14 protein-coding genes and 1 tRNA gene are annotated in these 19308 nt (G+C 65.2%); 2 read left to right on the top strand and 13 right to left on the bottom strand.

Annotated elements, in window-relative coordinates; translation table 11 throughout:
• Positions 1–12: 12 nt before the first annotated feature.
• From WH303_RS07310 to WH303_RS07280, 7 genes are all read right to left on the bottom strand, one after another.
• On the bottom strand, positions 13–1632 hold the full coding sequence (locus WH303_RS07310) for a class I adenylate-forming enzyme family protein (protein WP_339517676.1): 1620 nt from the start codon (positions 1630–1632) through the stop codon (positions 13–15).
• 5 nt (positions 1633–1637) lie between these two features.
• A complete protein-coding gene (locus WH303_RS07305) occupies positions 1638–2639 on the bottom strand; it encodes an NAD(P)H-dependent flavin oxidoreductase (RefSeq protein ID WP_339517674.1) in 1002 nt (333 codons plus the stop codon).
• A 47-nt stretch (positions 2640–2686) separates the two neighbouring features.
• On the bottom strand, positions 2687–3484 hold the full coding sequence (locus WH303_RS07300) for an enoyl-CoA hydratase/isomerase family protein (protein ID WP_339517673.1): 798 nt from the start codon (positions 3482–3484) through the stop codon (positions 2687–2689).
• A 10-nt stretch (positions 3485–3494) separates the two neighbouring features.
• On the bottom strand, positions 3495–4745 hold the full coding sequence (locus tag WH303_RS07295; protein ID WP_339517672.1) for an acyl-CoA dehydrogenase family protein: 1251 nt from the start codon (positions 4743–4745) through the stop codon (positions 3495–3497).
• A 21-nt stretch (positions 4746–4766) separates the two neighbouring features.
• On the bottom strand, positions 4767–5825 hold the full coding sequence (locus WH303_RS07290) for a phosphotransferase family protein (protein WP_339517671.1): 1059 nt from the start codon (positions 5823–5825) through the stop codon (positions 4767–4769).
• Between the two features lie 301 nt (positions 5826–6126).
• Positions 6127–8796, bottom strand: coding sequence for a LuxR C-terminal-related transcriptional regulator (locus WH303_RS07285; protein ID WP_339517669.1), 2670 nt, complete (start codon positions 8794–8796; stop codon positions 6127–6129).
• Positions 8797–8849: 53 nt separating this feature from the next.
• Complete coding sequence (locus WH303_RS07280) at positions 8850–10028, bottom strand: acetyl-CoA C-acetyltransferase (protein WP_339517667.1); 1179 nt, start codon at positions 10026–10028, stop codon at positions 8850–8852.
• A 183-nt stretch (positions 10029–10211) separates the two neighbouring features.
• Between WH303_RS07280 and proP the strand changes: the two genes are divergently transcribed.
• Together proP and WH303_RS07270 are read left to right on the top strand one after the other, a co-directional pair.
• Positions 10212–11783 carry a glycine betaine/L-proline transporter ProP gene (proP, locus tag WH303_RS07275; RefSeq protein ID WP_339517665.1) on the top strand — a complete coding sequence of 524 codons (1572 nt, stop codon included), beginning with the start codon at positions 10212–10214 and terminating at the stop codon, positions 11781–11783.
• A 284-nt stretch (positions 11784–12067) separates the two neighbouring features.
• A complete protein-coding gene (locus tag WH303_RS07270; protein WP_339517664.1) occupies positions 12068–13036 on the top strand; it encodes a tripartite tricarboxylate transporter substrate binding protein in 969 nt (322 codons plus the stop codon).
• Between the two features lie 338 nt (positions 13037–13374).
• Here the strand turns inward: WH303_RS07270 and WH303_RS07265 are convergent.
• From WH303_RS07265 to cysS, 6 genes are all read right to left on the bottom strand, one after another.
• Positions 13375–13467, bottom strand: a tRNA-Ser gene (locus WH303_RS07265).
• Positions 13468–13492: 25 nt separating this feature from the next.
• Positions 13493–14773 (bottom strand): aspartate kinase, encoded by a 1281-nt coding sequence (locus tag WH303_RS07260; protein ID WP_133858990.1) that lies wholly within the window; start codon positions 14771–14773, stop codon positions 13493–13495.
• Positions 14774–14850: 77 nt separating this feature from the next.
• Positions 14851–15822 (bottom strand): tRNA lysidine(34) synthetase TilS, encoded by a 972-nt coding sequence (gene tilS / locus WH303_RS07255; protein ID WP_339517662.1) that lies wholly within the window; start codon positions 15820–15822, stop codon positions 14851–14853.
• 83 nt (positions 15823–15905) lie between these two features.
• Positions 15906–16880 (bottom strand): acetyl-CoA carboxylase carboxyltransferase subunit alpha, encoded by a 975-nt coding sequence (locus WH303_RS07250; protein ID WP_339517661.1) that lies wholly within the window; start codon positions 16878–16880, stop codon positions 15906–15908.
• A gap of 77 nt (positions 16881–16957) precedes the next feature.
• Positions 16958–17608 carry a DNA-3-methyladenine glycosylase family protein gene (locus tag WH303_RS07245; protein ID WP_021026746.1) on the bottom strand — a complete coding sequence of 217 codons (651 nt, stop codon included), beginning with the start codon at positions 17606–17608 and terminating at the stop codon, positions 16958–16960.
• A 57-nt stretch (positions 17609–17665) separates the two neighbouring features.
• Positions 17666–19051: a cysteine--tRNA ligase gene (gene cysS, locus WH303_RS07240; protein WP_339517659.1), complete on the bottom strand. Its 1386-nt coding sequence runs from the start codon at positions 19049–19051 to the stop codon at positions 17666–17668.
• Positions 19052–19308: the final 257 nt, after the last annotated feature.

Below are 19308 nucleotides of genomic sequence, written 5' to 3'. Positions count from 1 at the left end.
GGGCGCCCTCCTTCAAGCCTGGGCGGCCAGCAGCTCTTGGCGCAGCACGCGCTTGAGCAGCTTGCCGTTGGCATTGCGCGGCAGCAGATTGCGGCTGATGGTAAAACTCTCGGGCACCTTGTAGTCGGCCAGGCGTTCTGCGCAAAAGCGGCGCAGCGCCTCGGCCTCGGTGTGCCTGTCGTCGCGCAGGGTCACAAACACATGCACGCGCTCGCCCAGCACCGGGCAGGGTTTGGCCACCACGGCGGCTTCCAGCACATCGGGGTGTTCGCACAAGGCGTTTTCTACCTCCACGCTGAAGATCTTGTAGCCGCCCCGGTTGAGCATGTCCTTGCGGCGGTCCATCACATAGACAAAGCCCTGCGCGTCCATGCGGCCCACATCGCCGCTGCGCCAGTAGCCAGCCACAAAGTTCTCCTGCGTGGCCTGCGGGTTGTTCCAGTAGCCCTTGGCCACCATCGGACCCTTGAGCCAGAGCTCGCCCACCTCATCGGCCGGCAAGGGTCGGCCATCGTCGTCCATCACCGCAATATCGGCGCAAGGCAGCGCCAGGCCTACGCTGGCCAGGTGCGTGCGCGTCAGCTGCGCGGGCATCACCGCTACGGGCGATGTGGTCTCGGTCGCGCCATAGCAGTTGGACAGGCGCAGCCCCGGCAGCCACTGCGCCAGCCGGTCTATGGTCTCGGGCGGCATCGGCGCGCCGCCAAAGCCGCCCACGGTCCAGTGCGACAGGTCATGCTGGCGGTAGTTCTCCTGCAGCAGCAGCAACTGGTACATCGCCGGCACCATGATCGTGAAGCTGATGCGCTCCCGGGCGGCCAGCGGCAGCATATCGGCCGCCTTGAAATGCGGCACCACCACCAGGGTGCCGCCCAGGCCCAGGGTCACCGCCATCAGCGCCACCAGGCCGGTGACATGGCTGAGCGGCACTACCGCGCAGCCCCGCACCGAGGCATCCAGCCCCAGCGCCTGCGCGTAGTGCAGGATGGTATGCACAATGCCCAGGTGGGTCAGCATCGCCCCCTTGGGGAAACCGGTGGTGCCCGAGGTGTAGACCAGCATGGCCAGGTCTTCCTCATCCAGCGCCTCGCACTGCGGCAGCGGCGCATGGGCCAGCAGCTGCGCAAAGGCCTGGGCGGCATCGGGCGCGCCGCCCACCACCACCTGGTGCCGCAGCGCCGGCGTCTCGCCCATGCCGGCCACCACAGCGCCCAGCGCTGCGTCATGGACCAGCACCACCGCCTCGCAGTCGCGCAGGATGTAGCCAATGCCGGCCGATTGGTCGCGGATGCTGAGCGGTACCACCACCGCACCGATGGCCATCGTGGCGTAGGAGGCAATCACAAACTCGGGGCCATTGCCCAGCAGCAGCGCCACGCGGTCGCCCTTGGCCACACCGCGTGCCCGCAGAGCGGCCGCTACGCGCAGCACCTGGTCTTGCAGCTGCGCCCAGCTCAGGCGCTGCGCGCCGCAGACCAGGGACTCGGCCTCAGGTTGGCGCCGGGCGGCCTGCAGCCACATGCGGATGACATCGTTGGGCCGCTCGGCAAAGCAGCGCATCTCACGCTGGTCGTAATGGGTTTCCAGCCGCAGCTGGGGCGTGGTTATGGTGGTGGGTGTGGACGGGGTCATGCTCATCAAGCCTCCTGCAGCACGGCTGCCTCGGGCATGCCAGCGCGGCGCGCGGCGCTGGCCAGCGCCTCCTGGCACTCGGCCACCATGCGCTGCACCAGCGCTTCGCAGCTGGGTACATCGTTCACCAGGCCCACCACCTGGCCGGCCCAGACCAGGCCGCCATCCACATCGCCGCTGTGCAGCGCAGCGCGGCCGCGCTGGCCGGCGACCAGCGGGTGGATCTCGGCAAACTCGCAGCCGCCGGACCGGCGCTCGGTAGCCACCACCTGGTCCGAGATCGCATTCTTCAGCACCCGGCCGGTGTTGCGGAATGTGCGGAAGATCAGCTGGGTATCGCGCTCGCCAGCGTTGACCAGGGCGCGCTTGATGTCGTCGTGGATGGGGGCCTCGACCGTCGCGCAAAAGCGCGTGCCCATGTTCACGCCCTCGGCGCCCAGGGCCAGCGCGGCGGCCAACCCCTGCCCATCGGCAATGCCGCCCGATGCGATCACCGGAATGCGCAGCGCGCGGGCGGCCAGCGGGATCAGCACCAGGCCCGCCACATCGTCCTCGCCCGGGTGGCCGGCGCATTCAAAGCCATCGATGCTGACGGCATCGACCCCATTGCGCTCGGCCGACAGTGCATGGCGCACGCTGGTGCATTTGTGGACGATGCGCATATGGCCGCGCTTGGCTTTTTCGATAAAGGCCACGGGGCTGTTGCCGGCGGTCTCCAGCACGCGCACACCGCTGTCGATGACCGCATCCAGGTAGGCCTCATAGGGGGGCGGCTTGGCCGACGGCAGAATGGTCAGGTTCACGCCAAAGGGCTGGTCCGTCATCTCCCGGCAGCGGGCGATCTCGCGTGCCAGCGCCTCGGGCGTGGGCTGGGTCAGCGCCGTCAGCACGCCCAGGCCGCCGGCGTTGGAGACGGCTGAGGCCAGCTCCGCCGTGCCCACCCACTGCATGCCGCCCTGGATGATGGGGTAGCGGATGCCCAGCAATTGCGTAATACGTGTCTTCATAGGATGCCTATGGCTTGCGTTCATGAATGGGTTGATCGATCAACGGCTCAGCGGCCTTCAAACCGCGCTGCGCGCTTGTCGCGGAAGGCGCTGATGCCTTCCTGAAAATCGGCCGTGCCAGCGCACTGGGTAAAGCTCTCCGCTTCTTTGTCCAGATGGGCGTCCAGCCCGCGCTCCAAGGCGCTGCGCAGCAGCTGCTTCATATGGCCCAGCGCATGCGTGGGGCCCTGGGCCAGGCGCTGCACCAGGGCTTCGGCCTCGGCTGCCAGGCTGTCCTTGGCGACCACGCGGTTGACAAGGCCCAGGCGCAGGGCCTCGGCCGCCTCCAGGTTGTCGCCCAGCAGCGCCAGTTCCATCGCCTTGCGCAGGCCCAGCACACGCGGCAGGCCCCAGGAGGTGGAGCAGTCGCAGCTTGCGCCGATCAGCGGATAGGCCACGCCAAAGCGCGTGCCCTCGGCAGCAATCGCCAGGTCGCAGGCCAGCATCAGCCCCAGTCCGCCCCCCGCCACCGCGCCTTGCACCGCACAGACCACCGGGGCCTGCAAGGCGGTCAGCAGGCGGATGCCGCCATGCATGCCGGCAATCAACTGCGCGGCGGCCTGCTGCGGATCGGCGCGCATTTCATCCAAGTCGCCACCGGCCATAAAGGCCCGGCCTTCGCCCGTGATGAGTACGGCGCGCACCAGCGGGTCGGCGGCGATGTCCTGGCAGGCCTGGTGAAAGGCGGCTGCCATGCCACGGTCAATGGCGTTGAGCGCCTGGGGGCGGTTGAAGCGGATATGGGCCACGGCGCCGTTGCGCCAGTGCAGCACGCTGCCATCGGGGTTCTGGTCGGGATAGGTCATCGCAAACTTTTTAGTGGCTGGTGCTGTAGTAGGCGGCGGTGGCGCCCAGGTTGTCGCGTGCGCGGGCCAGCTCGGCGCGGGCAATCGCACGCAGGTGCACCTCGTCCGGGCCGTCAAAAAAGCGCATCGCCCGGCCCCAGGACCAGAGGTAGGACAGCGGGGTATCGGGCGTGATGCCCATGGCACCGAACACCTGGATGGCCCGGTCCAGCACACGCGTCTGCAGCTGCGCCGCGACCAGCTTGATGGCCGATACATCGATGTGCGCGGCCTTGTTGCCGAACATGTCCATCTTCCAGGCGGCCTGCAGCACCAGCAACCGCGCCTGGTCGATCTCGACGCGGGACTGGGCGATCCAGTCCTGCACATTGGCGTAATCGCTCAGGTGCTTGCCAAAGGCGCGGCGGGTGAGTGCGCGCTCGCACATCATCTCGACCGCCAGCTCGCACTGGCCAATGGTGCGCATGCAGTGGTGCACCCGGCCAGGGCCCAAGCGCGCCTGCGCCAGCGCAAAGCCGCTGTGCTCCTCGCCCAGCAGGTTGCTGACGGGCACGCGCACTTCGGTGTAGGTCACCTCGCAATGCCCTTCGGGCGCATGGTGGTGCATGATCGCCACATTGCGCACGATGTTCAGGCCCGGGGTGTCCAGCGGCACGATGACCATCGAATGGCGCTGGTGGCGGGGCGCATCGGGGCTCTCATCGCTGACCCCCATGACAATGGCGAACTTGCAGTTCGGGTGCAGCGCGCCGGTGGTAAACCACTTGCGGCCGTTGATCACATACTCATCGCCGTCGCGGCGGATCGTGGTGCAGATATTGGTGGCATCGGACGAGGCGACATCGGGCTCGGTCATCGAAAAGCAGGAGCGGATGCTGCCGTCGAGCAAGGGCTTGAGCCAGCGCTCGTGCTGCTCGGGCGTCGCAAACAGGTGCAGCAGCTCGGTGTTGCCGGTATCGGGCGCATTGCAGTTGAACACCTCGGCCGACCAGTAGACGCGGCCGATGATCTCGGCCAGCGGGCTGTACTGCATATTGCTCATGCGGGTGCCGGGCTCATCGTCACGCAGGCCGGGCAGAAAGAGGTTCCACAAACCGGCCTCGCGCGCCAGTTGCTTGAGCGGCTCGACCACCTCGGTCGGGTAGGCGCCGGTGGCCGCGATGCGCTCGTAGTCGTGGTAGCGGGGCAGCACATGGCGTTCCATGAACTGGCGCAGCGTGCGCTGCATCTGCTGCGTGTCCTCGGGGTACTGGAAGTTCAAGAGCGTCTCCTGTAGAAAAATTCAAAACACTGCCGCTGGGGCGTCGATCGCCTCCAGCCCGCGCCGGGCCAGGGCCTGGGCCATCGCGCCCACCTCCGAGGCGTTGTCGGCCACCGCATTGCCCCGCGCGGCGCGGGCCGCAATGCCTTCAAAGATGACGGCCCAGCGCATGAACGCAAAGGCCCAGTGGAAAGGCGCGGCCTGGCGGGCCGGATCGCTGCGGCCGGCGCGCTGGTAGAAATGCGCCAGGTAGTCGGACTCGGACGGAATACCCAGCGCGGCCAGATCCAGCCCGCGCAGCCCGCCAAACTCCTCGGGCAGGGTGCGCCAGGCCACGGTGTTGAAGGCCACATCGGCCAGCGGATGGCCCAGGGTGGACAGCTCCCAGTCCAGCACCGCGACCACCTTGGCTTCGGTGGGGTGGAACAGCAGGTTGTTGAGCTTGAAATCACCATGGGTCAGCGTGGTTTCGTCATCGCTGGGGCGGTTGGCGCCCAGCCAGGCCAGCAACTCATCAATGGCTGGGTTGGGCGCAATGCGCGACAGATCCCACTGCTTTTGCCAGCGGTGCAGCTGCCGCTCAAAAAAGCCGCCCTCCTTGCCAAAGCCCTCCAGCCCGGCGGCGCGCCAGTCCACCGCATGCAGGGTAGCCAGGGTGTCGGCCATCGCCAGGTAGATCGCGCGGCGCTCGGCCGGGCGCATGCCGGTGAGCGCGTTGTCGTTGAAGACGCGCCCCTCGACCTTTTCCATCAGGTAGAAGGGCGTTCCGACCACATCGCTGCCTGCGTGGTAGAGCAGCATCTGCGGCACGGGCAGCGCCGTGTCTGCCAGCGCCTTCATCACGCGGTACTCGCGGTCCACCGCATGGGCCGATGGCAATACCTCGCCCGCAGGCTTTTTGCGCAGCACCATGTGCCGGCTGCCATAGCTCACAAAAAAGGTCGGGTTGGACTGGCCGCCGCCAATCGCCTGCAGCGCCATCTCACCCTGCAAGCCTGGCAACTGCGCGCGCAGAAAGTCGTCCAGGCGGGCTGGGTCAAAGGCTTGCGGGTGGCTAGAGGGGGTGCTGGAGGAGGTCATCGAGCAAGGGGTTTGGGTGGGATGCAATGGCGTGCAGGCAAAGCTGCGCCCCGGCCGTCCGCAGACGGCATCGTGGTGTTGACGTAGGAAAAACGGGCGCTTAGCTGCGCGCAGGACGGCGGAGTGCTACAGCGGTAGTACAGAGGCTGCAGATGGGGTCAGGTGCGCAATCCGCCTGGCGATGGGGCATGAACATGGCTTGTCTCCTGTCTTTGCTATTTTTAGCCATCATGGGGCCAGCCGCCCCAGCCCGCCCCCACCCGATGTGGGTGGCTCGGGTTTCCCCCTGCGGTGTTGGCGATCAGCCCTGCACCAGGCCCAGGTCGCGCGCGCGGGCAACGGCATCATCGCGACCCACCACCTTGAGCTTGCCGTAGACATTGCGCAGATGCCATTTGACGGTCTCGGGCGAGATGCCCAGCACCTGGGCAATGCGCTTGTTCGACATGCTGTGCGCAAGCGCCCGCAAGATCTCCAGCTCCCGCTCGGACAGAGGCTCGCTCAGCCCCGCATCGGCGGGCTGCGGCTGGGCACGGTAGCGCTGCGATTGCTGCTGCAGCCGCTCCACATAAAACGCGAGCAAGGGATCGGAGGCGCCAAAGGCCTGGGCGCAGGCCCCGGCCAGCACCAGCGCGGGCTCGCCCAAGTCCAGAATGCTGCGCACCAGGCCCAGCTGCTGGCCCTGCAGCAAGGCATCACGCATGACCTCCAGCGCCTGGTCCTGGTGCCCCAGGCGGCTCAGCAGCAGGGCACGCAGCACCAAGGTGGCGCAGCGGTCGCGCCGCTGCAAAAGCGCGCTGTCGTCCTTGCCGCGCTCGCCCAGCGCCTCCAGCGCAGCACGGTCGTCGAGGTTGGCCTCGTGGTACAGCGCCTGCGTGTAGCGGGCCATGCCGGTGATGCGCAGGCTCACGGGGCTGCGGGCATCGGCATGGCGCTGCGCCAGCAGCTCGATCTGGCGCAGCATCTGGCGCGCGCCTTCGCTGTCGCGCATCTGCAGCAGGCAGCGCACGCGCTCGCCCATCGCAAAGGCCAGCAGGCGGTCCAGCGAGCGGCGCTGGGCGATTTCTTCGATGCGCGCCAGGCCTTCGATCGCTTCGAGCGGGTTGCCGTCCAGCCGGCTCAGGCGCGCGCAGACCAGGGCCACGGTCACCAGCGCATCGGGCAGTACCACGCGCTCGGTGGTGTCCAGCCGGCCTTCGAGCAGCTGGCGCAGCTCGTCGAGCTCATTGGTCTCATACAGCACGGCCGCCAGATAGGCGGCGGCATTGCAGGCCATCTCGCTGTGGCGGCCCAGCGCCTTTTCGGCATGGGCGAGCGCCTCGCGCAGCACCGGCTCAGCCTGGCGCACATCGCCGGCATAGAGCCACGAGAGACCGCGCAGCGATTCGGTCATCAAATGGCCAAAGGCTGAATCGAGCAGCGGCGAGCCATCGTCGCGCAGCGGGGGCGAGCCGCGCAGCACCTCACGGGCCTTGTCATACTCGGCGCTGTGCCCATACATCCAGCCCAGCAGATTGCGCTTGCCACCCACCAGCACGGCGTCATCGCCCTGCTGGATGGACATCAGCTCGGGCAGCAAGGCCTGCGCGGTGCCCAGGTCGTCCTCTTGCAAGGCCAGCGAGAAGGCCAGCAGCACACAGTGCGCACGGCCTTCATGGTCGCGCTCGCCCAGCTGCGCGCGCAGCGCATTCAAGGTCTCGTGGCAGGCGGTGAGCTTGTAGTAGCACAGCTGGGTCCAGCCCAGCCACAGCAGCAGCGCCGGCCGCGCATGGACGGTGGCGCGCGGCAGCTCGGACACCGCACGCACCAGCTGCTGCAGCTGGCCGTTCAAAAACAGCTCGCGCGCCCAGCGCTCCACCCAGTGCACGGCCTGGTCCATGTCCCCTGCCTCGACCGCATGGTGCACGGCATCGCGCAGATGGCGCCGGGCGCCCAGCCATTGCGCCAGGGCCGCGTGGGTGCGCTGGCGCTCGGCCTGCGGCAGCGATTGGAAGCGGGTGAGCAGCAGCTCGCGAAACAGCGGGTGAAAGCGGTACCAGCCCTGGCTGTCGGCATCTTGCAGCGGCAGCACAAACAGGTTCTCGCGCTGCAGGCGCTCGAGCAAGGCGGGGCCCACGGGCTCGCCGGCAATCGTGATCGCCAGCGCCTGGTTGAAGCTGCGCGCCGCAGCCAGCCGCGTCATTGCGTCGATCTCATCCTTGTCGACCCGGCACAGCACCTCGCGGTTGAAGTAGGCGGTAAAGTCCTGCGCGTTCTGCACCGGCGACGCGGGCGTGCGCGGCTGCAGTGCCAGCAGCTGCAGGCCAGCGGCCCAGCCATCGGTTACCTCGAGCAGCTGGCGCGCCACAGCCGGGCTGGTGCTGCGCGGCTGGCGGGCCTGCAAAAACTGCTGCACCTCTTCCAGGGTAAAGCGCAGCTCGGTAGGCCCGATCTCTTCGAGCAAGCCTTGGTCACGCAGGCGCGCCAGGCGCAGCTGGGGCATGCTGCGCGAGACGATCACCAGCCGCAAGGCGGGCGGCGCAAAATCCAGCAAGGTCTGCAGCGCCGCGCCCGCGCGCATGTCGCCCATGTTCTGCCAATCATCGATCACCACCAGCAAGGGCCGGCTGCGTGCCAGAAACGCGCGCAGCAAGGCAATGACGATGGCATCGGCCCGCGCCTCGCCGCCCCGGTTGGACAGCAGGCGAGCCTCGCGCGCGATATCGCTGTCAATGCGGTCCAGCGAATCGAAGAGCGCCGCCATCAGCGCTTGGCCGTCGTCGCCGGGCTGCACCGTCACCCAGGCTTCGTCATGGCCAAAGGTCAGCGCTTGCGCGCGCCACTGCAGCGCCAGCGAGGTTTTGCCACTGCCCGCCGGCCCGTGGATCAGCAGGCAGGTTTTATGGCGGGCCTCGGACAGGCGCGCCAGCAGATGCTTGCGCTCAATGCGCCGGGGCTCCAGTCGGGGAAGTGTGTGGTTTGTCTCGGTCACTGTTTTTATCAATGCGCGGCATGTTTATCCCCTAATAGTGCCACGACTCAGTGTTAGAGACGCTCGATCACCGTCACATTCGCCATGCCCCCGCCCTCGCACATGGTCTGCAGCCCGTAGCGGCCGCCGCGCTGGTGCAGCGCATGGACCAGGGTGGCCATCAGCTTGGCGCCCGTACCGCCCAGAGGATGGCCCAGCGCAATGGCGCCGCCGTTCACATTCATGCGCGCGGGATCGGCCTGCAGCGCCTGCAGCCAGGCCAGCGGGATCGAGGCAAAGGCCTCGTTGACTTCGTAGAGGTCGATGTCGCTCAGGCGCATGCCGGCCTTCTTCAAGGCCAGCTGGGTGGCGGGCACCGGGGCCTCCAGCATGATGACAGGGTCATGGCCCAGCACGGTCATGTGGTGGATGCGCGCCAGAGGCTTGGCGCCCAGGCGGCGCAGGCCGCGCTCGTTGACGATCAGCACGCCGCTGGCGCCATCGCACATCTGGCTGGCATTGGCTGCGGTGATCAAGCCGCCCTCCTGCAGCAGCTTGACGCTCTGAATGCCTTCCAAGGTGGCTTCAAAGCGGATGCCCTCGTCCACCGCATGCAGCTCCTGCGTCAAGGCGCCCGTGGCATCGCGCACTGCAACGGGCAAAATCTCTGCAGCAAAGTGGCCGGCGCGGCTGGCGGCTGCCGCGCGCTGGTGGCTTTGCTGGGCGTAGCGGTCGAGCGCGTCCTTGTCCAGGCCGTACTTGCGCGCCACCATCTCGGCACCGACAAACTGGCTGAAGACGCTATCGCCATAGCGGCTGGCGATGCCGGGGCTGTGGTAGTGGCCCAGCCCGGCCTTTTGCGCCAGGCCGCCCGGGCTGCCCATGGGCACGCGGGTCATCGATTCGACGCCGGCGGCAATCACCATGTCCATCGCGCCCGACATCACCGCCTGCGCGGCAAAGTGGATGGCCTGCTGCGAGGAACCGCATTGGCGGTCGATGCTGGTGCCGGGCACCGATTCGGGCAGCCTGGAGGCCAGCACCACATTGCGCGCCACATTGCTGGATTGCTCGCCCACCTGGCTGACGCAGCCCAGAAACACATCGTCCACAGCGGCCGGGTCGGCATCGACACCTTCCACCAGCGCATTGATGACCTGCGCGGCCAGATCCACCGGATGCCAGCCGGCCAGTTGGCCACCCCGGCGGCCACCGGCCGTGCGTTGCGCCGCCACGATAAAAGCTTCGGACATGGGACTCCTTTGTCTCGTCATTTTTAGAACATGCTCGGGAAGAGTTTAGGCGCCCCCCGCCCCGGCCTGACCACCCATAACGGGTGGCTGGCGAAGTTTGGCGGCAGCGCGCAGCCCCCTCGTCCTACAGACGGGCGGGCAGCGATTGGCGAAGATGGCGACCCATAATTACCGGGGAACCGCATGGATACCACCAACAACAACACAGCGGCCGATCCGACGCCTCCTTCGCCGCCACTGATCCCCACCCAAAGCGGCACCTTGGAGCTGCACGACATCACCATCGTCGACAAGGTCAAGCTCAGAAAGGCGATTTCTGCCGCCGCGCTGGGTAATGCCATGGAGTGGTTCGACTTTGGCGTCTATGGCTTTGTCGCCTTTGCACTGGGCAAGGTGTTCTTCCCCGATGCATCGCCGAGCGTGCAGATGATTGCCGCACTGGGCACCTTCTCGATTCCCTTCCTGGTGCGGCCGCTGGGCGGCCTGTTCTTTGGCGTGATGGGTGACAAGTTCGGGCGCCAGAAGGTGCTGTCGATCACCATCATCATCATGGCTGCCAGCACCTTCTGCATTGGGCTGATACCGTCCTACGCCAGCATTGGCATCTGGGCGCCGGTCCTGCTGCTGCTGTGCAAGCTGGCGCAGGGCTTCTCGGTGGGCGGTGAATACACCGGCGCCGCCATCTTTGTGGCCGAGTTTGCGCCCGACCGCAAGCGCGGGTTTCTGGGCAGCTTTCTGGACTTTGGCTCCATCGTGGGCTTTGTCACCGGCGCGGGCGTCGTGGTCCTGCTGCAAAGCCTGCTGAGCGAGGCGAGCTTTCTGGACTGGGGCTGGCGCGTGCCCTTCTTCCTGGCAGCGCCCCTGGGCCTGGTAGGCCTGTACCTGCGCCATGCGGCGGAAGAAACGCCCGCGTTTCAGCAGCAGCTGGACCAGATGGAAAAGGACGACCAGGAGGATGTGGAGAACCGCCCCCGCATCTCCTTCAAGGAAATCGCGACACGCTACTGGCGCCCCTTGCTGGTATCGGTGGGCCTGGTGCTGACCACCAATATCACCTACTACATGCTGTTGACCTACATGCCCAGCTACCTGTCGCACAACCTGCACTACTCCGAAGACCATGGCGTGCTGATCATCATCGCCGTGATGATCGGCATGCTCTTTGTGCAGCCGGTGATCGGCCTGGCCAGCGACCGCTTTGGCCGCAAGCCCTTTGTGATCGTTGGCTCGATCGGCCTCTTGGTGCTGGCGATTCCCGCGTTCCGGCTGATCATCAACGGCCAGATCGCGCTCATCTTTGTTGGCCTGTTCATGCTGGCGATTGTGCTGAACTGCTTTACCGGCGTGATGGCCTCCACCCTGCCTGCGATGTTCCCGACCCGCATCCGCTACAGCGCGCTAGCCGCCTCGTTCAACATCGCCATCATCGTCGCCGGCCTCACGCCCACCATCACCGCCGCCTTGGTTGATTCGACCGGCAGCCTCTACCTGCCCGCCTACTACCTGATGTTTGTCGCAGTCGTCGGCATCATCACCGGCATCTTCATGAAGGAAACCGCCAACCGCCCCCTGCGCGGCGCCACACCAGCGGCCTCCAGCAAGCAGGAAGCCAAGGAGCTGCTGATCCAGACGCTGGACCACATCGAGCAAAGCGTGGACGATATCGACGCCGAGATTGCCAAGCTGCAAGAGCAGATTGCGGCGCTGGAGCTGCGCAAACAGAAGTATGTTGATTTGCATCCGCGGCTGGATTGAGTGGCGTACCGCTTAGGCACTACCAACATCGCAACACAAGGCCCTGCAAATTGCCTATTTGTAGGGCTTTTTTTCTTCTGAACCCGCTCGCCATACTTTCACCGCTCACCCGGGCTCCAGTGCGACACCAGAGCTGGGTACTCGCCACCCTGATCCGGCGAGCCCTACCGTTCACCAAGATGACCCCGCCGCCGGTGCCATCCTGCTGTCGCGCGTGTTGGGGATACGCAGTGATGGCTTCGCTAGACTGCAGAGACAACAACCATTCATGCAAGGAGACAACCATGCAACGCCGTACTTTTGCCGCTGTAGCAGCCAGCATTGCCGTTGTGGGCGCTGCGGGTTTTGCCGCGCCCGCCGTGGCACAGGCTGATTACCCCAACCGGCCTATTGTGCTGATCGTGCCCTATGGGGCGGGAGGTGTGAGCGATGTGGTGGCCCGGGCGCTGGCCCTGTCGATGGGCAAGCAGCTGGGCCAGTCCATCATCATCGAGAACAAACCGGGTGCCGGGGCCTCGATGGGGGTGATGGACATGAAGCATGCCAAGCCCGATGGCTACCGGCTGACCTTGAGCCCGGTAGCGATATTCCGGCAGCCGCATATCCAGAAGGTGGCCTACGATCCGGTGGCCGACCTGAGCTATGTGGCGGCCTTTATGTCGTATGACTTTCTGCTGGCCGTGGCGCAGGATTCGCCGTACAAATCGGTCAAGGACATTGTCGAGCAGTCCAAAAAGCAGCCCGGCTCGGTCGACTACGGCACGCCCGGCAAGTTTTCGGCCAACCATGTGCTGATGGCCTTGCTGGAGAAGAAGGCGGGCGTGCAGTTCACCCATGTGCCGTACAAGGGCGATGCCGAGGCGGTGAATGCCTTGATTGCGGGCCACACCAAGACAGGGGTGTTTGGCAATACGGTGCTTCCGCATATGCAGTCAGGCAAACTGCGTGCGCTGGCCATTGCCTCGGAAACGCGCCCTCCCGCCTTTGCCAATGTACCGACCTTCCGTGAACAGGGCTATGACGTGGTGACGCCATCGCCGCTGGGCATTGCTGGCCCCAAAGGACTGCCGCCCGAGATTGTGCGCAAGCTCGAAGCCGCCGTGAAATCTGCCATGGACGACCCCGCCTTTCAGCAGTCGGCCGCAAATTATGGCGTGCGGCTGGAGTACCGCAATGCCCAGGATTACAGCGCCTTCGCGAAGAAGGCCTTCGCCGAAGAAGGCACGATTGTGCAGAGCATCGGACTGGATTAAGAGTCGCATATTGATTGACAGGTGCCAGGCTGAGTGCCGGAGCCGTCATCAGCTTTTGTACAGACTGGCCACCTTCCCATCCCGCCCTATAGCGTTGATAAGGAACTGAGCAGCGCGCAGCCCTGAGGCTGTGTGGCTGCCGCCCTGAAGGCAAGCCAACGCACATGGAGGCGTCCTTCATGTCGAACCGCGTAAGCATGGCCCAGCGCCTGGTCACGGACATGCGCCGCAATCAACGCAGGCCACACTCCGACAAGACGCGATTCAGCGATGAGTGAAGAGCACACCACCCAGACGAAGAAAAACCCCTGAATGCGAACACTCAGGGGTTTGATTCTTGGCGGAAACGGAGGGATTCGAACCCTCGATGAGGCTCTACACCCCATACTCCCTTAGCAGGGGAGCACCTTCGGCCACTCGGTCACGTTTCCAATACAGCTATTCTAACCTGAAAAATCAGGCCGATTTGGAAACTTCTGCAGAATCCAGACCAAAAGCGGTGTGCAGGGCACGAACGGCCAGCTCCAGGTACTTCTCATCGATCACGACCGAGGTCTTGATTTCGGAGGTGGAGATCATCTGGATGTTGATGCCCTCTTCGGCCAGCGCGCGGAACATGGTCGATGCGACGCCCACATGGCTGCGCATGCCGATACCGACGATGCTCACCTTGCAGATGTTGGGGTTGCCGATGACTTCGTCAGCGCCGAGCTTGGGCACCACTTCTTCGCGCAGCAACTCGACCGTGCGGTTGAAGTCGCCCTGGTTGACGGTGAAGCTGAAGTCGGTCTTGCCGTCCTTGCCGATGTTTTGCAGGATCACGTCCACATCGATGTTGGCGTCGGCCACCGGGCCCAGGATCTGGTAGGCGATGCCGGGGGTGTCAGGCACGCCACGGACAGAGATTTTGGCTTCGCTGCGGTTGAAAGCGATGCCCGATACGAGGGCCTTTTCCATCTTTTCGTCTTCCTCAAATGTGATCAGAGTGCCCGATTTGGCCTCTTCATCCAATGCAATATCCCAGGGCGTGAAGCTCGACAGCACACGCATTGGCACTTTGTACTTGCCGGCAAATTCCACCGAGCGGATCTGCAGCACCTTGGAGCCCAGGCTCGCCATCTCCAGCATTTCCTCAAAGCTCACGGTCTTGAGGCGCTGTGCGGCCGAGACCACGCGCGGGTCGGTGGTGTAGACACCATCGACGTCGGTATAGATGAGGCACTCAGCGGCCTTCATGGCGGCGGCCACGGCGACGGCCGAGGTGTCCGAGCCGCCACGGCCCAGGGTTGTGATGTTGCCGTTCGGGTCAATGCCCTGAAAACCGGTGACGATGACCACGCGGCCTGCGTCCAAATCGGCACGCACGCGCTGGTCGTCGATCGATTCAATGCGCGCCTTGGTGTAGCTGTCATCGGTGCGCACCGGCACTTGCCAGCCGGTGTAGCTCACCGAGGGCACGCCTTCGGCCTGCAGCGCAATGGCCAGCAAGGCCGACGAGGCCTGCTCGCCAGTGGCGGCCAGCATGTCCAGCTCACGGTAATAGGACTTGTCTGCGCGGCTGGGTGCCAGCTCACTGGCGAGGCCCAACAGACGGTTGGTTTCGCCACTCATGGCGCTGGGCACCACCACCATCTGGTGGCCAGCCCTTGCCCACTTGGCGACGCGTTTGGCGACATTGCGGATGCGCTCGGAAGAGCCCATCGACGTGCCGCCGTACTTATGAACGATCAGTGCCATTGAATATCACGATGACGAAACACGAAGCTCGGCGTTGATGCAAAGTGTTTTGGCACGCCGTCGGAATCGTACATTAGTCAGACCAAAACTGGCGGATTGTACCAATCGATGACATCTCTGTGGCGCTGTATATACCCACGGCCTACTTTTATATGGATTTGGTGGCCCCGCGTGGTGCAGCGCTGCAGCTGCAGCAGCAGTTGCGCCAGCTGCGCAGCGCTCGGTGTCTGGCCATGGGCCGTGCGCAGCCAGTAGCGCAGCACATTGGCCATGCGCGCCTCGCTCAGCGCCTGCAGCGCGCCAATGCGCGGCGGCGCGCCGGTGGCCTGCAGATCGATCTGCGCCAGGTCATCGAGCAGCTCGGCCGCCTGCGCCGCGTTGGCGCTGCTGCGCGCCACCGTCTGCGCGATCTGCGGAAAGGCCTGCGCCAGGCTAGGCATCACCTGCTGGCGGATACGGTTGCGTGTGTAGCGGGTGTCGGTGTTGCTGGGGTCTTCGACCCAGGCGATGCCCAGCGCAGCCAGGTCAGCACGGATCTGCGCACTGCCCAGCCCCAGATAGGGCCGCGCCCACTGCAGGCCAGCGCGCTGCCACTGCGCGCGCATGCCCGCCAGGCCGGCCACCCCGGCGCCGCGCGACAGCGCCAGCACCACGGTTTCGACCTGGTCATCGGCATGCTGGGCCAGCGCCATGGTCTGGATACGGCCCTTCGCTGCCTCGTCAGCAGCCAGCACGGCCTGGGTCAGCGCTTGGTAACGCGCAATGCGTGCGGCATCCTCCGGGCTTTGGCCGGGCAGCGCATGGGCATTCACCGCCACCACCATCAGCGGCACGCCCCAGGCCGCGCACTGGGCGCGGCAATGCGCTTCAAACACCGCGGCTGCGGCCTGCAGCCCGTGGTTGATGTGGATGGCATGCACCTGGCCTGGAAAGCGCTGCAGGCAGGCCCAGAGCAAGGCGGTGGAATCGGCCCCACCGCTGTAGGCCACAGCCAGCGGCAGTGCGGGCTGCCAGCCGTTCAGCGCGGTAACAATGGCGGGCTCAGCCATGGCGCGCGCCCCACAGCAAAAAGCCTCCGCGAAGGGAGGCTTGGCAGCAGCGGCGCAGCATCAGCGGCGGCTGGCAGCGCGTATCAATGCTCAGCCTTGGAGTCCGAGAAACGGCCATAGCTTTGCAGGCGCTCGTAGCGGCGGTCCAGCAGCTCGGTGGGCTTCAGATCGGCCAGTTGGCGGAAGGCATCACTCAGGCCGCGCTTGAGCAGCGCCGCCATTTGCTTGTGGTCACGGTGGGCGCCGCCAACGGGCTCGTGGATGATCTTGTCGATCAGGCCCAGGGCCTTGAGGCGGTGGGCGGTAATGCCCATGGCATCGGCCGCTTCCTGGGCCTTGTCGCTGGTCTTCCACAGGATGGAGGCACAGCCTTCGGGGCTGATGGTGGAGTACACCGAGTACTGCAGCATCAGCACCTGGTCGGCCACCGAGATACCCAGCGCGCCGCCCGAGCCACCTTCACCGATGATGGTGGAGATGATCGGCACTTCCAGCTGCGCCATTTCATAGATGTTGCGGCCAATGGCTTCGGACTGGCCGCGCTCTTCGGCGTCAATGCCGGGGTAGGCGCCGGGCGTGTCGACAAAGGTGAACACCGGCAGCTTGAACTTCTCGGCGGTCTTCATCAGGCGCAGCGCCTTGCGGTAGCCTTCGGGCTTGCTCATGCCAAAGTTGCGCAGGGTACGCTCCTTGGTGTCGCGGCCCTTTTGGTGGCCTACCACCATGCAGGGGTTGCCATTGAAGCGCGCCAGGCCGCCCACGATGGACAGGTCATCGGCAAAGTGGCGGTCGCCATGCATTTCGACGAAATCGGTGAAGATCTCGTTCACATAGTCCAGGGTGTAGGGACGCTCGGGGTGGCGTGCGATCTTGGTGATCTGCCAGGGGGAAAGCTCGCTGTAGATGTCCTTGGTCAGCTGCTGGCTTTTCTTGCTGAGCTGATCAATCTCTTCAGAGATATCGACTGCGCTTTCGCTTTGCACATAGCGCAGTTCATCAATTTTGGTTTCCAGCTCCGCAATCGGTTGCTCGAAATCCAGGAATGTTCTTTTCGCCAAAATGATTCTCCTCGAGAAAAGCCGCAGGCAGCCTTCTCATAACGACCGACAGTGTAACCGCATGCGGCCAAACCAGATCAATCTGCATCCTGCCCCAGTGGCATGGCATTCTGGGAGCGCCAGATCAGCCAGGCCGCGACACTCGCCCAGGGTTGCCAGGCCTGGGCCACCTCGCGCGCATCGCTGCGGCTGACGGCCTCGCCCGAAAAATAATGGTCGCTGATGCCCTGCAGCAGCGCCGCATCGTCAATGGCCAGCACATTGGGCCGCCCCAGATGGAATAGCAAAAACATCTCCGCGCCCCAGCGCGCCAGGCCGCGTTGCGCCATCAGCTGCTCGATGACCGCGTCGTCATCGACATGCACCCAGGACAGCGCATCCTTGGGCTCTTGCACAAACCATGCAGCCAGACCACGCAGATAGCCCAGCTTGCGCTGCGGCAGGCGGATGGCCTTGGCCGCCTCGTCCGTCAGGGCCAGCATGGCCTTGGGGCTAGCCGACCCGAGCGCTGCCACCAGCCGCTTCCACAGCTGGCGCGCCGAGTTGTCGGACAGCTGCTGCCAGACCACCGAGCGCATCAGCAGCGCAAAGCCGTCGGCCTCGCGGCGCAGCATCTCGCCGGCATACAGCGGCGCGAGCCGGCGCATCACCCGGTCCTTGCGGGCCAGGTGTTTGCAGGCGACGGCCCAGTCTTCCGCTGACAGCGGTTTGTTGCTGATGCCAGGCATAGGGCTAGACGGACCGCGTCAACGCCATGGACAACGTCAGACTACCCACAGTGCGCATCAGGCCCCTGCCTGCACTACCGTCCAGGTCGTGCCTTGGGCGGAATCCTTGAGCTCCACCCCTTGGGCCAGCAGCTCGGCGCGGATGCGGTCCGATTCCGCATAGTTCTTGGCCGCCTTGGCAGCGGCACGCAGTGCAATCTGCGCCTCCACATAAGCGGCATCCACCGTAGCGCCCGCTTGCAGGTAGGCGGCAGGGTCGGCCTGCAGCAGGCCCAAGGTGGCCGCCAGCGCCTTGAGCAGGCCAGCCACCGCTGGCGATTTGCTGCGGTTGACCTCGGCCGCCAGCTCAAACAGCACGGCCACGGCTTCGGGCGTGCCAAAGTCCTCGTCCATCGCCGCCTTGAAGCGCGCTGCGCTCGGGTGGGTCCAGTCGATGGTCACCGGCTCGGCGGCGACCAGGCTCAGCGCCGTATAGAGGCGCTTCAACGCATTGCGGGCGTCGTCCAGGTGCACATCGCTGTAGTTGAGCGGGCTGCGGTAATGGGTGCGCACCACAAAGAAGCGGATGGTTTCTGCGTCGTAGCGCTTGAGCACATCGCGGATCGTGAAGAAATTGCCCAGGGACTTGGACATCTTCTCGTTGTCGACGTTGATGAAGCCGTTGTGCATCCACATCTTGGCCAGTGGCTGGCCGTGTGCGCCTTCGCTCTGGGCAATCTCGTTTTCGTGGTGGGGGAACTGCAGGTCAGCGCCGCCGCCATGGATGTCGAAGGTCTCGCCCAGCAGCGCGCAGCTCATCGCCGAGCACTCGATGTGCCAGCCCGGCCGGCCCGTGCCATAGCTGCTTTGCCACTTGGCCTCGTCGGGCTCGGTGGGCTTGGCGCTCTTCCACAGCACAAAATCCAGCGGGTCGTCCTTGCCGTCCTGCACGGCCACGCGTTCGCCGGCATTGAGCTCGTCGAGCGACTTGCCCGACAGCTTGCCGTAACCGGGGAACTTGCGCACGGCATAGTTCACATCGCCGCCTTCGGTGCGGTAGGCCAGGCCTTTTTCTTCCAGCTGCGAGATGATGGACAGCATCTGCGGCACGTATTCGGTGGCACGGGGCTCATGCGTGGGCCGCTCGATGCCCAGCGCATCGGCATCCTGGTGCAGGGCCTCGATCATGCGGTCGGTCAGGCTGCGGATGGTCTCGCCGTTTTCCACGGCGCGGCGGATGATCTTGTCCTCAATGTCGGTGACATTGCGCACATAGGTCACCTTCAGGCCGCTGACGCGCAACCAGCGCTGCACCACATCAAACGCCAGCATCGAGCGCGCATGTCCCAGGTGACAGAGGTCATAGACCGTCATGCCGCATACATACATGCGGACATGGCCCTGCTCAATCGGAACAAATGACTCCAGCGCACGCGAAAGCGTGTTGTAGATGCGCAAACTCATGAAAAATTAGCGTGGTTGTGGTTGAGAGAGGGAAAGACGCCTGGCGCCCTGCCCCGTTCCGCGTCCATCCTCTTGACAGAGGCTGGGGCACGGGTTTGGCAGCGCCTGCCCGGGCACCGCCGCCCGGCAGGAACCGCCGAACCGTGTATGGTAGCTGATGCCCGAGACCATGCCCTGCAAACCATGGCCGCCCGTCGTTCCGGGGCGCCAGCCCCCTCAGCTACAATGCGCTGCAGTATAAGCCTGCAGGCCACTTG

Origin of the sequence: Comamonas sp. MYb69 (genome assembly GCF_037479315.1) — a bacterium.
GTDB lineage: Bacteria > Pseudomonadota > Gammaproteobacteria > Burkholderiales > Burkholderiaceae_C > Comamonas.
Note: the sequence above shows the minus strand (reverse complement) of the source record. Positions and strands in the feature narration are given on the sequence as shown.

Bases quoted from the DNA above. Each gene is read 5' to 3' on its own strand.
- WH303_RS07310 (WP_339517676.1), bottom strand. From the start codon at position 1,632: ATGACCCCGTCCACACCCACCACCATAACCACGCCCCAGCTGCGGCTG.
- WH303_RS07305 (WP_339517674.1), bottom strand. From the start codon at position 2,639: ATGAAGACACGTATTACGCAATTGCTGGGCATCCGCTACCCCATCATC.
- WH303_RS07300 (WP_339517673.1), bottom strand. From the start codon at position 3,484: ATGACCTATCCCGACCAGAACCCCGATGGCAGCGTGCTGCACTGGCGC.
- WH303_RS07290 (WP_339517671.1), bottom strand. From the start codon at position 5,825: ATGACCTCCTCCAGCACCCCCTCTAGCCACCCGCAAGCCTTTGACCCA.
- WH303_RS07280 (WP_339517667.1), bottom strand. From the start codon at position 10,028: ATGTCCGAAGCTTTTATCGTGGCGGCGCAACGCACGGCCGGTGGCCGC.
- proP (WP_339517665.1), top strand. From the start codon at position 10,212: ATGGATACCACCAACAACAACACAGCGGCCGATCCGACGCCTCCTTCG.
- WH303_RS07270 (WP_339517664.1), top strand. From the start codon at position 12,068: ATGCAACGCCGTACTTTTGCCGCTGTAGCAGCCAGCATTGCCGTTGTG.
- WH303_RS07260 (WP_133858990.1), bottom strand. From the start codon at position 14,773: ATGGCACTGATCGTTCATAAGTACGGCGGCACGTCGATGGGCTCTTCC.
- tilS (WP_339517662.1), bottom strand. From the start codon at position 15,822: ATGGCTGAGCCCGCCATTGTTACCGCGCTGAACGGCTGGCAGCCCGCA.
- WH303_RS07245 (WP_021026746.1), bottom strand. From the start codon at position 17,608: ATGCCTGGCATCAGCAACAAACCGCTGTCAGCGGAAGACTGGGCCGTC.
- cysS (WP_339517659.1), bottom strand. From the start codon at position 19,051: ATGAGTTTGCGCATCTACAACACGCTTTCGCGTGCGCTGGAGTCATTT.